This is a genomic window from Marinomonas hwangdonensis (genome assembly GCF_003721245.1).
Lineage (GTDB): Bacteria > Pseudomonadota > Gammaproteobacteria > Pseudomonadales > Marinomonadaceae > Marinomonas > Marinomonas hwangdonensis.
On record NZ_RIZG01000006.1, the window covers coordinates 22,851 to 37,295 of the forward strand.

General features: G+C 45.0%; 14 protein-coding genes. 7 read left to right on the forward strand and 7 right to left on the reverse strand.

The window, feature by feature from the left end; translation table 11 throughout:
• Positions 1 to 3: 3 nt before the first annotated feature.
• Positions 4 to 1,119 carry an efflux RND transporter periplasmic adaptor subunit gene (locus EBI00_RS10700; RefSeq protein ID WP_123095928.1) on the reverse strand — a complete coding sequence of 372 codons (1,116 nt, stop codon included), beginning with the start codon at positions 1,117 to 1,119 and terminating at the stop codon, positions 4 to 6.
• A 208-nt stretch (positions 1,120 to 1,327) separates the two neighbouring features.
• On the opposite strand from EBI00_RS10700, the gene abc-f reads away from it, so the two are divergent.
• Genes abc-f through EBI00_RS10720 form a run of 4 tightly spaced genes read left to right on the forward strand, consistent with a single transcriptional unit; the run spans position 1,328 to position 8,395 of the window.
• The gene (gene abc-f / locus EBI00_RS10705; RefSeq protein ID WP_123095929.1) at positions 1,328 to 3,259 is read left to right on the forward strand and encodes a ribosomal protection-like ABC-F family protein; all 1,932 of its coding nucleotides are present in this window, start codon (positions 1,328 to 1,330) and stop codon (positions 3,257 to 3,259) included.
• A 21-nt stretch (positions 3,260 to 3,280) separates the two neighbouring features.
• Positions 3,281 to 3,889: a DUF2760 domain-containing protein gene (locus EBI00_RS10710; protein WP_123095930.1), complete on the forward strand. Its 609-nt coding sequence runs from the start codon at positions 3,281 to 3,283 to the stop codon at positions 3,887 to 3,889.
• Positions 3,890 to 3,892: 3 nt separating this feature from the next.
• The gene (locus EBI00_RS10715; RefSeq protein ID WP_123095931.1) at positions 3,893 to 5,671 is read left to right on the forward strand and encodes an Hsp70 family protein; all 1,779 of its coding nucleotides are present in this window, start codon (positions 3,893 to 3,895) and stop codon (positions 5,669 to 5,671) included.
• A gap of 3 nt (positions 5,672 to 5,674) precedes the next feature.
• Positions 5,675 to 8,395, forward strand: a complete 2,721-nt coding sequence (locus tag EBI00_RS10720) for a hsp70 family protein (RefSeq protein ID WP_123095932.1) — start codon at positions 5,675 to 5,677, stop codon at positions 8,393 to 8,395.
• Positions 8,396 to 8,462: 67 nt separating this feature from the next.
• Here EBI00_RS10720 and EBI00_RS10725 read toward each other — a convergent pair whose 3' ends face one another.
• The 6 genes from EBI00_RS10725 to EBI00_RS16000 all read right to left on the reverse strand — a co-directional run bounded on the left by EBI00_RS10725 (position 8,463) and on the right by EBI00_RS16000 (position 13,436).
• A complete protein-coding gene (locus tag EBI00_RS10725; RefSeq protein ID WP_174714923.1) occupies positions 8,463 to 9,296 on the reverse strand; it encodes an ABC transporter ATP-binding protein in 834 nt (277 codons plus the stop codon).
• Positions 9,293 to 10,378, reverse strand: a complete 1,086-nt coding sequence (locus EBI00_RS10730) for a FecCD family ABC transporter permease (protein ID WP_123095933.1) — start codon at positions 10,376 to 10,378, stop codon at positions 9,293 to 9,295. Before EBI00_RS10730 ends, EBI00_RS10725 begins: the two co-directional genes overlap by 4 nt.
• Positions 10,375 to 11,394, reverse strand: coding sequence for a FecCD family ABC transporter permease (locus tag EBI00_RS10735; RefSeq protein ID WP_123095934.1), 1,020 nt, complete (start codon positions 11,392 to 11,394; stop codon positions 10,375 to 10,377). Before EBI00_RS10735 ends, EBI00_RS10730 begins: the two co-directional genes overlap by 4 nt.
• Before the next feature lie 5 nt (positions 11,395 to 11,399).
• Complete coding sequence (locus EBI00_RS10740; RefSeq protein ID WP_123095935.1) at positions 11,400 to 12,341, reverse strand: ABC transporter substrate-binding protein; 942 nt, start codon at positions 12,339 to 12,341, stop codon at positions 11,400 to 11,402.
• A 432-nt stretch (positions 12,342 to 12,773) separates the two neighbouring features.
• Positions 12,774 to 13,094 carry a hypothetical protein gene (locus EBI00_RS10745; protein WP_148039074.1) on the reverse strand — a complete coding sequence of 107 codons (321 nt, stop codon included), beginning with the start codon at positions 13,092 to 13,094 and terminating at the stop codon, positions 12,774 to 12,776.
• Between the two features lie 186 nt (positions 13,095 to 13,280).
• The gene (locus EBI00_RS16000) at positions 13,281 to 13,436 is read right to left on the reverse strand and encodes a hypothetical protein (RefSeq protein WP_158600750.1); all 156 of its coding nucleotides are present in this window, start codon (positions 13,434 to 13,436) and stop codon (positions 13,281 to 13,283) included.
• Positions 13,437 to 13,762: 326 nt separating this feature from the next.
• Between EBI00_RS16000 and EBI00_RS10750 the strand changes: the two genes are divergently transcribed.
• Genes EBI00_RS10750 through EBI00_RS16315 form a run of 3 tightly spaced genes read left to right on the forward strand, consistent with a single transcriptional unit; the run spans position 13,763 to position 14,393 of the window.
• Positions 13,763 to 13,945 carry a hypothetical protein gene (locus EBI00_RS10750; protein WP_123095937.1) on the forward strand — a complete coding sequence of 61 codons (183 nt, stop codon included), beginning with the start codon at positions 13,763 to 13,765 and terminating at the stop codon, positions 13,943 to 13,945.
• A 32-nt stretch (positions 13,946 to 13,977) separates the two neighbouring features.
• Positions 13,978 to 14,238 carry a GNAT family protein gene (locus EBI00_RS16180; RefSeq protein WP_241557015.1) on the forward strand — a complete coding sequence of 87 codons (261 nt, stop codon included), beginning with the start codon at positions 13,978 to 13,980 and terminating at the stop codon, positions 14,236 to 14,238.
• Between the two features lie 35 nt (positions 14,239 to 14,273).
• Positions 14,274 to 14,393 carry a hypothetical protein gene (locus EBI00_RS16315; RefSeq protein ID WP_479680898.1) on the forward strand — a complete coding sequence of 40 codons (120 nt, stop codon included), beginning with the start codon at positions 14,274 to 14,276 and terminating at the stop codon, positions 14,391 to 14,393.
• The last annotated feature ends 52 nt before the right edge of the window (positions 14,394 to 14,445 follow it).

Sequence of the window (14,445 nt, forward strand, 5' to 3'; positions counted from 1 at the left end):
TCCTTAATTAGGGTAGTGTGCTGTTACACGATCACCCGGTGACACGAACCCTTGCCCCACAGTGATAATATTGACGTTAGTCGGCAAGCCACTTACCCAAACATTTTCTCGATCAGACTTGATCACCTCAACAGGCGATAGTACCACCACATTATTGACATTTAGGGTTTTAACAGCGGTCTGGCCAGCATTGTCCAGTGTTAATAAAGCAGCAGAAAACGAGTGGGCTAATTGCTCATCTAAAGTGAAATCAACCGACGCAGTTAAACCCGATTGAATCCGGTTATTTGGATTGTCCACGTGTATTTCAACTGTAATGGTTCGACTTGCTTCATTGGCAATGGCGCTGATAAAGGTAACCATACCGTCAACGCTGTCACCTGATTCAAACCGGATGCTGGCCTGAGTGCCTAATGAAATCTGATGAATTCGGTTTTGAGGAATGTTGACGCTAACTTTTAAAGGGTCCAGTGACACCAAGGTGCCAATTTCGGAACCAGATGATAATACTTGCCCCTGTTTAACATCAAGAGAGTTAATAACGCCAGAAAAGGGGGCTGTCACATTGGCGTTTTCAAGATGAACACGGAGCGTGCTTTGTGTGGATTTTGCGGCGGCAAGCTCGGTTTCGGCTTGGGCTAGATTCACTCGCGAGGAAAAGTTTTCAAGGTTGAGCTGCTTTATACCGTCTAACTCTAACTGTCTCTGCTTTACAAGCAAATTGGCTTGTGCCAACTCCATCGTTAAGGTTCTATTGTCAATCTGCAGCAAAGATTGCCCTTTGTTAATCAATTGACCCTTTTCTACTTTTAGATCGGTGATTCGACCTGCATAGCTGTTAGTTAACACCAATGATTCGCTGGCCAGGGTTTTGCCAGTTAATGAGATATGCAGTTCAACGGACTCTGCAACGAGCGATTTTGCTTGTACAGGATACGCGTCTTTATTTTGAGCGGTATTAGTTTGATCTGAAGAAGAGACAGAAGAGTGAGAGCGCGCCTGAGAAGACGTTTCACTTGGACTGGTTGTGATGCCATTGCCGCCAATGACCATCCAAGTTACAGCAGCAAAGGTAACCACCACAGCGGTGATGGGCCCCAGTTTATTTTTTAATTTCATTGAATACTCCATGCGATAACGGTATGTGCGTCAGGCTTATCCAGTCACTGACATTCTTTCTACGTAGCATACTAGAATAAAGTGTCAAAAATACGATTTATGGCGAATCCCGAACGCTTTTTTGCGCCTTTATTTGCGTATTTGATGAACCTTCGTTATGAAGAATGCTACTATACCGCCACAAAATTTTCACAAAATATGGATAGATATGAGTCTATTGTCGTTAGAACAGATCAGTGTTGCTTTTGGGCATAATCCGCTGCTGTCAAAAATCAGTTTTTCAGCAGAAGCTGGAGAGCGTGTTGCCATTATCGGTCGTAACGGTGCAGGTAAATCCACGCTATTAAAAGTTATTTCAGGCGAGCAAATTCCGGATGAGGGTGTCGTGCGTCTAGAAGGCGGTATGACCATTGGACAGCTCCCACAAGAGTTGCCTGATGCAAATGAAAAAACCGTCCGTGAAGTGGTTAGTGAAGGGGCGGGTGAAGCCCATTCATTGATGAGCCGCTATTTTAAGTTATTAGAAGACTTCGAAAATGATCATTCGAACGAATTAAGTGATATTCAGACGGAGTTGGACCGCATTCAAGGTTGGGATTTGGAGCAACGAGTCAACCACATGATTCAACGCTTGGCTTTGCCAGCAGATAAGCTGATGTCTGAGCTGTCGGGTGGTTGGCGCCGTCGTGTTATTTTAGCGCAGGCGTTGATTTCTAATCCAGATGTCTTACTACTGGACGAGCCAACTAACCATTTGGACGTTCCAACCATCGAATGGATGGAGCAACAGCTTCAGCAATTCCGTGGATTGATCCTATTCATTACCCATGACCGCCGTTTCCTAGAAAAATTGGCTAACCGCATCATCGAATTAGATCGCGGTAATTTGATTTCCTTTAGCGGTAACATTACCGCTTTCCTTGCCTTCAAAGAAAAAATGCTTGAAGAAGAGGAGCGTGCAAACGCCTTGTTTGACAAACGTTTGGCTGAAGAAGAGGTTTGGATTCGTCAGGGCATTAAAGCTCGTCGTACTCGTAACGAAGGTCGAGTTCGTGCTTTGAAAGCCTTACGTGAAGAACGTTCTGAGCGTATCAACCGCCAAGGCAATGCTAAAATGGCGATTGAGACCAAAGATAAGTCTGGTAAGCTGGTGGCGGAATTTACACAGGTCGGTCATTCCTTTGAAGATAAAGTGATCCTGCAACCAATGGATTTTGTGGTGAATCGCGGCGACCGAATTGGTCTGATTGGCCCAAATGGTTGTGGTAAAAGTACCTTCCTGAAGATCCTTTTAGGAGATCTGGAGCCAAAGACAGGTTCGGTTCGTCAAGGTACGAAACTTAACGTGGCCTATTTCGATCAGCTGCGTGAACAACTTGACCCAGAACAAACCGTTGCAGAAAACGTTGGCGAAGGCAAAGACGTTATCGAAATTAATGGCCAGAACAAACATGTTATTGGCTATCTTGGCGATTTCCTTTTCCCACCTGAACGCGCTCGTACTCCAGTAAAAGCCTTGTCTGGTGGTGAACGAAATCGTGTATTGCTGGCGAAATTGTTTACTCGCCCAGCTAACCTTTTGATCATGGATGAGCCAACCAACGACCTTGATGTAGAAACATTGGAGCTGCTTGAAGAGCTACTGATGAACTACGATGGTACTTTGTTATTGGTAAGTCATGACCGTGCTTTCCTAGATAACGTTGTAACCAGTGTTATTGCTTTTGAAGGCGAAGGCCGAGTGAAAGAATACGTTGGTGGCTATCAAGATTGGATTCGTCAAGGTGGTAAATTCCCAACAGAATCTACTTCCCAAACAGATGACGCGCCAAGCAAAAAAGAAAAAGCCAAAGCAGACGCAAAAAAAGCGGAAGAGGCTAGCCAGAAAACTACTGTGCAAGCCAAACCAAAGGCCAAGCTAAGCTACAAAATTCAGCGCGAATTTGATGATATGCCAGCGACCATTGCGAAGTTGGAAGAAGAAATTGCGGCTTTGCATGTAACAACCAGCGCAGCAGAATTTTATGCTGGTGATGCGGATAAAGTTCAAAAAACCTTGGCAAAGCTAGCGCATAAAGAAGAAGAGCTTGAAACAACCATGGAGCGTTGGTTAGAGCTTGAAGAGATGCAAAACGGGTAAATTGCGCAAAACGGGTAAATTATGACGAATAAAATAAAACCAGTTTCATTTGTACCGCGCTTTTTTGGCGCATTTGGTCAGTTCTTTAAATACATGGGGAGCGGCGACTACGCCGCTCGCTGTGACACGGTTGGTCAAGGCGAGCAATTTGCTTCTGAAGTTGAACCAAAAGTCATTACAGAAGAAGTGGAAGTAATTCGTGAAGTCGAAGTCGCTGCGCCTGTGTTGGATACGGTCAACGCTGACGGTGCACATCAGTTACTACAATTATTGCAACAAGAAGCGCGCTTTATCGATTTCATTCAAGAAAGCATCGATGATTACAGCGATGCGGATGTGGGTGCGGCATCTCGCCAAATTCACGCGGGTTGTTCGAAAGTATTGAAGCAACATTTTACTATTGATGTCGTATCTATCGACGTAGTGAACACAGCTGCGGAAAACAGCCGCGTAGAAGTACCATCAGGTTATGATGCAAAACAGATCAAACTTGAAGGCCGAGTTGAAGGTGACGGCCCATACGCGGGCACGCTGATTCACCCCGGTTGGAAAGTAACCGAAACGCGTCTACCAAAAGTAACCAATACTGAAAGCCTGAACATTCTAGCGCCAGCTGAAATCGAGGTATAACTCATGAGTCAATATTTTATTGGTATCGACCTAGGTACCACGCATTCGGCTGTCTATTATTCGCCATCTAATCAAGCTGAAGCAGAAACGAATCAAGTAGAGCGTATTCAACAATTGGCCATTCCGCAGTTTATCGCGGCTGGCCAAGTGGATGCTCGTCCTTTATTACCTTCTTTTGTGTATTTCCCCCACAAAACCGAATTCTTAGAAAGCGATCTGCAATTGCCTTGGGGCAAAGCGCCTTCGATTGTGGGTCAGTTGGCTCGCGAATTGGGGGCAAAATCTTCTGGACGATTGGTGCAAAGTGCTAAAAGTTGGTTGTGCCATTCTCGCGTTAGTGCTGATGAAGCGGTTTTGCCGGTGGATGCACTGGAAGAAGTGGAAAAAGTGTCTCCGGCGCAAGTCACGGAAACGCTTTTGGCCCATCTGGTGAGTGCATGGACGAGTCAATTTCCTCATGCTCCTATTGCCGAGCAAACCGTTGTGATTACCGTACCCGCATCATTTGATCCTGCAGCTCGCGCCATTACTGAGCAAGCGGCAGAAAAAGTCGGTTTGCGTGCCCGTTTGATCGAAGAGCCACTAGCGGCGTTTTACGCTTGGTTGAGTGATCAGCAAAATTGGGCAGACAGCCAAGTCGTCAATGATCATATTTTGGTTGTGGATGTTGGCGGTGGTACCACGGATCTGTCATTAATCCAGGTGGTTGAACAAGAGGGTGCGCTTGGTCTAGAGCGAGTGGCAGTGGGTCGCCATATTTTGCTGGGTGGCGACAATATGGATTTGACGCTGACCTATCATGTAGCCGCGCAACTGGCACAAAACGGTACCCATCTCGAACCTTGGCAAATCAGCGGTTTAACCCAAGCTTGTCGGGAGGCAAAAGAGCGCTTGTTGTCTAATGCTGACCTAGAGGACGTCAGTGTTGTCGTTCCAAGTCGGGGTCGCAGTTTGTTCAATAACAGCATCAAAGCGACCTTGACACAAAATGATGTTCAGCAGCTTTTGATCGATGGTTTCTTTCCACAGGTGCAATTGGGTGAGCAAGCTCAAAAAGCAGCACGCAGTGGTTTTAGTGCGATCAATTTGGATTACGAAGGTGATCCAGCGATTACCCGTCATATTAGTGAGTTTTTAGCTCAACATGATGTGAAACCAACAAAGATCTTGTTAAACGGCGGCGTGTTTAACGCCAATGTGATTCGCAGCACCCTAGAAACTCGCTTAGCAGCGATGCTGTCTGAGTCGTTGAGCGGCAGAGAATTAACCATGCTGACGCCATCGCATTTGGATCACGCAGTTGCCAAAGGTGCGACTTACTATGCCCAAGTGCAAGCGGAAGGCGGTGTTAAAGTAAAAAGTGGTTTAGCAGCCAATTATTACATCGGTGTGGCTAGCCCAATGCCAGCGATTCCAGGCATGGCACCACCTGTCGATGCTATCTGTGTTGCACCTTTTGGTTTGGAAGAAGGCTCTGAAGAGAAAATGCTGCCGAATGAGTTTTCGCTTATCGTTGGTGAAAGCGTGACCTTCCGTTTCTTCCAATCAAAAAATAGCGAAGCGCAATCTGTCGGTAAAGTTATTGCGTCTTTTTCGGTTGCTCAACTCGATGAATTGAACCCTTTATCGGTTCGTTTGGATGCCGGTCATTATCAAGCGGGTGACATGGTGCGAGTATATTTAACCGCTCGTGTTACCGAGTTGGGGTTGTTGCTATTGCAAGCGCACGATACCCAATCTGACCTAAGTTGGACAATTGAGTTTCAAGTTAGGGAGTCTTAAACCATGGCACAACCAGCTTTTCATTCTGCTTATCGAGTTGGGATCGATTTAGGGACAACCAATTGTGTCGTCTCTTACGTTCCCGTAGCGAAACATTCGAATGCAAATGCGCCAGCTTTGCTGCCCATTCCGCAAGTGATGGCGGATGGCTCGGTACAAGAGTTTACTTATTTACCGAGTGCAATTTATGTGTTGGCGTCAGATGAGATGGGTAAAATTGATCTAGTTTTGCCCTGGCGTCACCATGATAAAGAACGAATCGTTGGTGTTGGAGCGTTAGCTTTAGGCCAGCGTCGAGCTGGGCAATTGGTACAAAGTGCGAAAAGCTGGTTGAGCCATCGTCAGGTAGATCGTCGTTCGGCGATCTTGCCTTGGGCGAGCGAGTTTCCTAAAAAGCTCAGCCCACTCGAGGCGAGTAAGGTTCTTTTATTACATATTAAGCAAAGCTGGAATCATCGCTTTGCTGATGCACCGTTAGAATCTCAAACCATAGCATTAACTTTGCCAGCATCGTTTGATGAAGAAGCACGAGCGTTAACCCTGGAAGCCGCTAAACTGGCTGGTCTAAAAGATTTATACCTTCTGGAAGAGCCGCAAGCGGCTTGTTATCACTACATTAGTGACGATGAGAAGCTCGCTGCGTTAGTCGATAAAAAAATGCTCTTGGTGGTCGATATTGGCGGTGGTACCAGTGACTTTAGTCTGGTTGCTATTCAGCCTACATCAGCCAAGGCTAAAAGTGTCTCTCTTAAGCGTATCGCAGTTGGTGAACATCTGTTGCTTGGCGGCGACAACCTCGATCAAGCCTTGGCGTTTCAGTTAGATCCCAAGCAAATTTCAGCGCTGTCAGCTACGCGCTTAGCGGCTTTGGTTCAGCAAACTCGTCAAGCCAAAGAAACCTTATTAGGTGTAGACGCACCAGAATCCCTAAGTATTACCGTGCTTGGTGGTGGTAGTCGTTTAATCGGTGGTTCGCAGAAATTTGATGTGTCCCGAGAAACCTTATTAGAACAAATACGTAGCGGTTTTTTTCCTTTGGTGAATCACGATGATAAGGTGCAAAAGAACGATTATGCCATGCACACCTTGGGCTTGCCTTATGAGTCAGATCCTGCGTTTACGCGGCATTTAGCGGCATTTTTACAGCAACATAAAGCAGTAATCGAAGCGGCAACAGGCTCAACCATGCCAGATGCGGTTTTATTTAATGGCGGTTTGTTTAACAGTCCTGTGTTAAAAGCTCGCTTACTAGAACAGCTAAATACTTGGTCTTCTAAGCCTATACTTGCTTGTTCTGCAGACGAACCTAACGATGCGGTTGCCAAAGGTGCAGTCATGTATTTGAACGCTTTGGCGGGAGAAAGTACTCGTATTGAAAGCGGTGTGGCGCACAATTTGTACCTTAAAGTTGGCGAGAATGAATTTGTCGGCATTTTGCCAAAAGGTACTTTAAAAGGCGAAACCATTCGCTTAGAACAAGAGTTCTTTGTCACTCTGGGCCAGCAAGTGCAGTTTCCTTTATATCGATCCGATGATCATATTGATTGTGTGGTTGGCAAAGTGCGTGATCAAGAGGGATTGCACTATATTTCTACCTTGATGACAGAACTGGACGGCTCCATTGATTCCCAAGAAACAGCCGTAACGTTATCGGTACAAATGACCGAAGTGGGTGTGTTGCAAGTGGTGTTAAACGCGAACAACCAGAAAGACCAATGGCGTTTGGATTTTTCAACCCAAGTCAGTTCTTCGCAAGAGTCTGAGCAAAACGATGAAAGTGGTTTGTTACATGCCAATATGGGACAAGCAGAAGAACATTTAGCGAAGTGCTTTTCTAGCGCGGGTCAAAAGCAAAATCCGGACTTGGTAAAATCTCTTAAGCAGGATTTGGATCAGTTACTGGGTAATCGTGATGATTGGAACCTTGCCACTTCGCGACGTTTGGTCGATAAGCTTTTAGGTCTAAAGTCTGGTCGAACCAAAAGTGCACAGCATGAACGTCAGTGGTTGCAGTTGATGGGCTATTGTTTGCGTCCAGGTTTTGGTGCGGCGGATGATTTGGCTCGTGTGCAGCAAGTGGTGAATGCCACTAAAGCCGGTACTCAGTTCGATACGGCGCCAGTTTGGGGGCAATATTGGACCTTGTACCGTCGTGTTGCAGGCGGTTTAACCATTGAACAACAAACGTACTTGTTCAAACAATTTAGCCAATATTATTCGCCAACAGGGCAGCGTTCACGAGACAAAATGAAAGCTCTGACCACTAAATCCAGCGACGATTTAATTCGTTTGGTTGGTGCGTTGGAGAGTTTGTCGTATGAAGATAAAGTCACTACGATTGATTGGTTGCTGAAGCGTTTGCAAAAGACCTCGGAGCCGGATACCGCTTGGTGGACAATAGGACGAATTGCCTCTCGTCATCTTTTATCTGGCAAGCAAGAGCAAAGAATTGCAGAAGAAAAACTGTTTCCGATTTTAGAGGTCGTCCTTAAAGAAGATTGGAAGAAGCGTAAGCAAGCAGGGCTAGCAGCCGTTCTAATGAGCCAAGTCAGCATTGGTGAATCAGACAAGCTGAGCGCTTTGCGTAAAAAAGTGGCCAATAAACTCAAAAAAGAGAAATGCCCAGCTCAATGGCTTGAGCGTTTGGAAAGTCAAATTGAGATTAACAGCCATGAGCTAAATGCCTTAGTCGGGGAGAGTTTACCGATTGGATTGCGTTTGTAGCTTCGTAATAAACAGATCTGGTTTTCAGATCTGTTTGCCTCATTCCTTGTTTGTATCATTGCCTTATTTAGCTTCTGACTCGCTTCATATTGATTAGAATGGGGCTGCCAGTCATCGGATCTGGAATCAGGTCGCATTCAACTCCATACAACTCACGCACCAGCTCTTTGGTCATCACCTCTTTTGGGCTTCCTTGGGTGATGATCTCGCCTTTTTTCATCGCAATAATATGATCAGAATATCGGCAAGCGCTTGGTAAGTCATGAACCACCATGGCGAGGGTTTTACCTTGTCTTGATAAATTACGTATTAGCTCGAAGACTTCAATCTGATGCCCTAAATCCAGCGCAGACGTAGGCTCATCCAACAATAGTAAAGGCGTTTCTTGGGCAATTGACATGGCGATCCAAGCACGTTGGCGTTGTCCGCCCGATAGAGTGTCTAGTAGTCGGTCTTTTAGTCCTTGTAAATCCGCGGCATCTAAAGCGTAGTCAATTGCTTGCTGATCATCCATAGCCCATTGCTTTAACAAGCTTTGGTGTGGATGGCGGCCAAAACGAATTAATTCCTCAATGGTTATGCCATCTGGCGCTAGCGTATCTTGTGGTAAAAGCGCAAGCCGCCTAGCGACTTCTTTGGAAGGTAGACAATGAATGTCTTTACCATCTAACAGAACAACACCAGAACTGGGTGCGTGAACTCGAGACAAACCATTTAGTAGCGTTGATTTGCCACAGCCATTTGGTCCAACAATGGCTGTCACTTTGCCCTCTGGTAGCGAAACGTCCAGGTTTTCAATAATGCAGACTTTACCGTGTTTAAGCGTCAGTTTGCTGGCGCCAAGACGAGACTGGAAAGTGGGATGTGAAATTTTATCATTGTGAAGAGACGTCACCGTCATAACGAATTCCTTGAAGAGCGTCGAACGAGTATCCAAATTAAATAAGGCCCGCCTACTACGGCAGTAACGATGCCAACAGGCAATTCAATTGGTGATAAAACCGTGCGACCAAAAAGGTCCGCTAGAATCATCACTAAGGCACCTGTCAATGCCGAGCTGACTAATGGGATTCCACGATATTTGGCAAGGACACGGGCGATCTCAGGGCCAACCAAGGCAACTAAACCGACAGGACCTGCTACGGCAACAGCCAGTCCGGTTAAGGTAATACAAAGGGTAAGGGCGATGATTCTAATGTGTTTGATGTTTGCACCAAGGCCTGTGATCACTTGATCAGAAAAAGGCATAAGGGCAAATTGCGTAGAAAAGAACAGACAAGCAACTAGGCAAATGACCAAACCCGCACCCAGTAAGTTGACCATAAGCGGCTCGCGAGCGCTTAAGCTGCCAACGGTCCAAGGGTAAGCGCTGTTTGCCACATCGATACTGACTTGGCTTAATAGCAATTGCGTCACAGCGCCAGCAATCGCGCCAATGCCAATGCCGGCAACAATGAAGCGATAACCGCGAGTACCACTGCCGCCAGCTAGGCCAAATGCTAAAGCCGTTGCTGTTGCCGCACCTGCTAATGCCATCGCCGATGGTGCTAATGAAATACCAGTGCCAACTATAGAAGACACGGCAAACGCCATGGCGGCATTGTCTATCCCTATGATTCCGGGTGTAGCGAGTCTGTTGCGGGCTATGGTTTGCATCAAACAACCAGCCAAACTAAAAGCCGCGCCAGTAAATAGCCCAGCCAATAGTCGCGGTAAGCGTAAATCTTGCACGATAAATTGGCTCATGGCGTCGCCATGTCCAAATAACACAGCAATCACTTCGGTTGGCGATATCGGCATGGTGCCGGAACCAAGAGTAACTACGCAGGCGCAAAATAAAGCAATTAACAGCCATGTATTACGGATGACAGCTTGTTTCTCGATAAGTAAATGAGCATGTTCTCCGATGGAAAAAAGCCGATAACCTTGCGGTGTGGGGATTTCTTGCTTTGAGTCTGATATGACAAGGCTTTGATTATTCATAGTGTGGGGAGCCTACGAGACCGAACAATTAATAATAGTACTGGAGCGCCAACAACAGCCGTTAGAACGCCTAAAGGCATTTCTGCTGGCTGAGCAATAAGGCGTGAAATAACATCGGCGGTAATAACAATAATGGGGCCAAGAGGTAGGCATAGCCATAAAGTGCGACGAATATCTGGCCCAACCAAAGCACGTGCAGCAAAGGGAACAACCAAACCGATGAAGGCCACAGGTCCTGCAATGGCGGTAGCGCCGCCAACAAGTAAGGCGACCGCAAAAATAACTACGCCACGAACTCTTTTTGGCTTGTGACCAAGTCCAATAGCAACCCGTTCACCAAGCGCCAAAGAGGCTAGTGGTTTGGCAGCGTAAAGAACGCAAAGTCCTGCGACTAGCATGGATGGTAAAACGGATAAAAGCGTGTTGGTATCCCGACCAGCAACGCTCCCTGTTACCCAAAAGCGAATTTCGTCAGCGGCTCGTTGATCAAATAGCAGTAACAAAGAAGTCACAGCGAGTAACAGACTAGAAAGCGCCGCGCCAGCAAGCACTAATCGAATTGGGTCGTTTTGTTGTCCTTGCATGCGAGCGACGCCAAGCACACATAAACAGCCTAGCAAAGCACCAAACTGGGCAACTCCAACCGTTAACGTCGCCGTACTGGCACCAAGAACCAAAGTGATTGCAACGGCAAGAGAGCTGCCAGCGCTGACGCCCAGTAATCCCGGTTCTGCTAGCGGGTTACGGGCAACCGATTGCATCAATGCACCTGCGATGCCTAGCGTTAAACCAACAAATAAGCCAACAACGGTTCTGGTTGCTCGTAAATGAAATACGGTAAATTCTGCATCGGCTGAACCCTTACCTATTAAGGTTTGAAACGATGCGCTAGGAGACAGGCCTCCTGCTCCCAATAATAAACTGCAAATAAAGCAAAGTGCCAGCACCACAAGGGCTGACACAAACACTGTAGGCAAAGGCCGTTGAGCAGCCGGCAAACTAAACCAACCAATCATTGAACTTATTGCATCTTAGTTTTTAATGTATTTTCGATATTATCAAGAATAGCTTGGGCCGCTAATGGACCTGCAGAGCTTGACCATAGCTGGCCATTGACTGTTACCACGTGATCTTGTTCAACTACATTTAGACGGGAAAATGCAGGGGATTTTCTTGCAGCTTCTAACGCATCTTTACCTTCTGTATTCAATGTTGCAAGGAATAACCAGTCGCTATCAATTTTTGTCAGGTTTTCTAAACTAAGAGGGCTGCTATGAGGACGATTCTCCTTAACAAGACCTGCATCAGAAACATCAAATCCTGTAGCGGCAATAACATCATTTGCGAACAAGCTTGCTGACATAACAATAGGGCCTTGTGGCATCCAACGTGCAATGGTAGAGGTACGTTTTCCTTCTGGTAATTGAGCAGTAACCATTGTTTTTAATTTGTTTTGACGACTTTTAACTTGGTTAAGAATGGACTCCATTTCTGCACTTTTGTTCAGCGCTTTGGCATATGAGCGTGAAATAGTCATCCAACTTCCCGATACGATGCCTGATGATGCAGGTGCAACGGTCGGAGCTATTTTTGACAGGATGTCATATTGTTCTTTTGATAAAGTTGATGAAGCGAGAATTAGATCAGGGCGTTGTGAGGCAATCGCTTCTAGGTTGTTCTGGCGTGATGTGCCAACGATGCTTACGCCTTCAGCGCGATCTTCAAGATATTCTGATACGGTATCACCACCACGAGTTGCGACCGCGCCTAAAGGTTTAATACCAAGCGCAATGGTATTGTCTAACGCGTCTTCAGACAGAGTTACCACGCGTTTCACATTGTCATTAACGCGGACATCACCGAATTTAGTCGTAATGGTTATTTCACCCGAGAAAGCGCTGAAAGAAGAGGTGACACAGGCGCAAAGTAAAAGTTTCTTCAAAGAAGGGCGATTAGGCAACATGACGGATTCCTTTAATTAATATATCTACCTCTACATCGCTCGTTACTTTGATTATAAAGGCAGCAAAATGAAGCGAATGCATAGGCAGGCGAATAAACGATGCTAATGATAACGCTTCTTATTAATTTTTAAACAGGGAATCTAGATTTTAATGTAACGAAAAGCGGAACGTAATGTTTTGATTTATGTGTCCCGCTTTGAGTTGAAAGTTACATAAGAAGGGTTTTAGTCCAAAGAGAACCCAAAGAAATTAATGTCTGTTTTATACGGTATTTCTTTTACTGATGTTTGTAGCTGATCAATTAACTTTAGATAAGTGGCCATTTGATGAGCTTGTAGATTTTTTTCACTTGGCATCGACGTAGTGAACTTAGTCGCTCTTAGCATGCTTTCACGCCACTGGTTTGGGTAAACTTTTTGTTGCCACTCTGATTAGAGGTAAGTTATCGAACTTATTCGCGCCAGTAACATTATATCAAGTACGGTATCTGGCTTTAATTCTAAGTCTAAATCCAACATGACATTTTCTAGGTTCGCAGTGCCTCGTATGGTAATGGTCTGAACGCCATCCGCACGGCTTAGAAAGTAACTCACTTGAGATAAGGGGATTAAAGATTTATGAACTAATGCTTGGCCTTGCTCTTGAAGACGTTTTTCAAGTGTATTCGCTTCTAAATAGGTGTCGTCCGATAACGTGGCTTGAGCTTTAATAATGGTAAAATCAGGAGCCGCAAACGCCAATTGAAAAGGCATTATAATCAAAAGAGACAGTAAAACGAGCTTGTTTTTTAACATGGTGGAGTTGAAACAACATAATAATAGGGAATCAGAGAGTACTAAAAAATGACTTTTACTAACATAGGTTTATCGTAAGTTGATATCTTTGGTAAGTATGAAAATAACTTACCAAAGCATTGAAGAGGAGAAGGTAACGCTGAATTATAAGTCGCAACCGCTCCAATTTATACGTCTAACGCCGCCAATATTGAGAGTAGATAGTTTGTAGAAGCTGCCTTTCATCATGTACACCGCATAAGCGCGAATCAGTGTTTTTTTGATTGTTTGTAGTGTGTCTTTTGTCATGATTTTTTTCATGTTTTTCCCCTTCAGGTTAGTTTGTGCGCTGATAATAGGGCCACTAATTCTGCTCAACAAACGACGTATTTTCACTGGAATGATGAAATAAACTAACCGATCCTAGTGTTGCTATTATTTATTCAAAACAGCGTTAAATGATCGATAAATAAAAGTTTTTTTGCATAATTCATACTTCAATCTAGTGGACTGTGAAGCATTTGTGAATATTGAAGGTTTAATGTTTTGACCGATCGGATATATATATTGAAACGCATCAAACATCGCTATCAACACGGCTTTAATTCCCCCAAGGCTTAACTAACAAAGGATGAGGTAGAATTCACATGCTTCCAATCGACATTCGATTAGCTTCGCAAGCTGATTTGGCCGAAATTCAGATTTGTGCCAAAAAAGCCTATGAAAAGTATGTTGTGCGCATAGGGCGGGAACCTGCGCCGATGCATGCGGACTTTGCAAAATTGATCGATGATGGCTTTATTAGTGTGTTATTTCAAAAGTCGCTCTAGATGTGTTTATAGAAAATGAATAGGTAGTGCTCATGATCAAAATCCGTCCATATCAAGCTAACGATGCTGAAGCTCTGTGGCATTTATTTTTCAATACGGTTCATGTTGTAAATGGACGGGACTATTCTCAAGCTCAAATCGAAGCTTGGGCGCCAGAATCTTTTGATATGACTGTTTGGCAAAATAAAATGACGGACCTTCAACCTTTTGTTGCTAAATTGGATGGTATGGTTGTTGGCTATTGCGATTTACAGACAGATGGTTTAATTGACCATTTCTTTTTTTATCCTTAGCAGAAAATCGAGGTGTTTCTCGTCTTTATTCCCATGTGAGTATTACCGCTAGGCCTTTCTATGAGCACTTTGGGTTTACTGTTATGAATGAGCAGAAAATTTCTGTGCGTGGTCAGGAGCTGACTAATTATGTGATGGAAAGAAGGTTTTGGTGATCGGCTATCACCATAAGTTGTAATGCGTTAAACTACGCGCCCGCAATTTCCA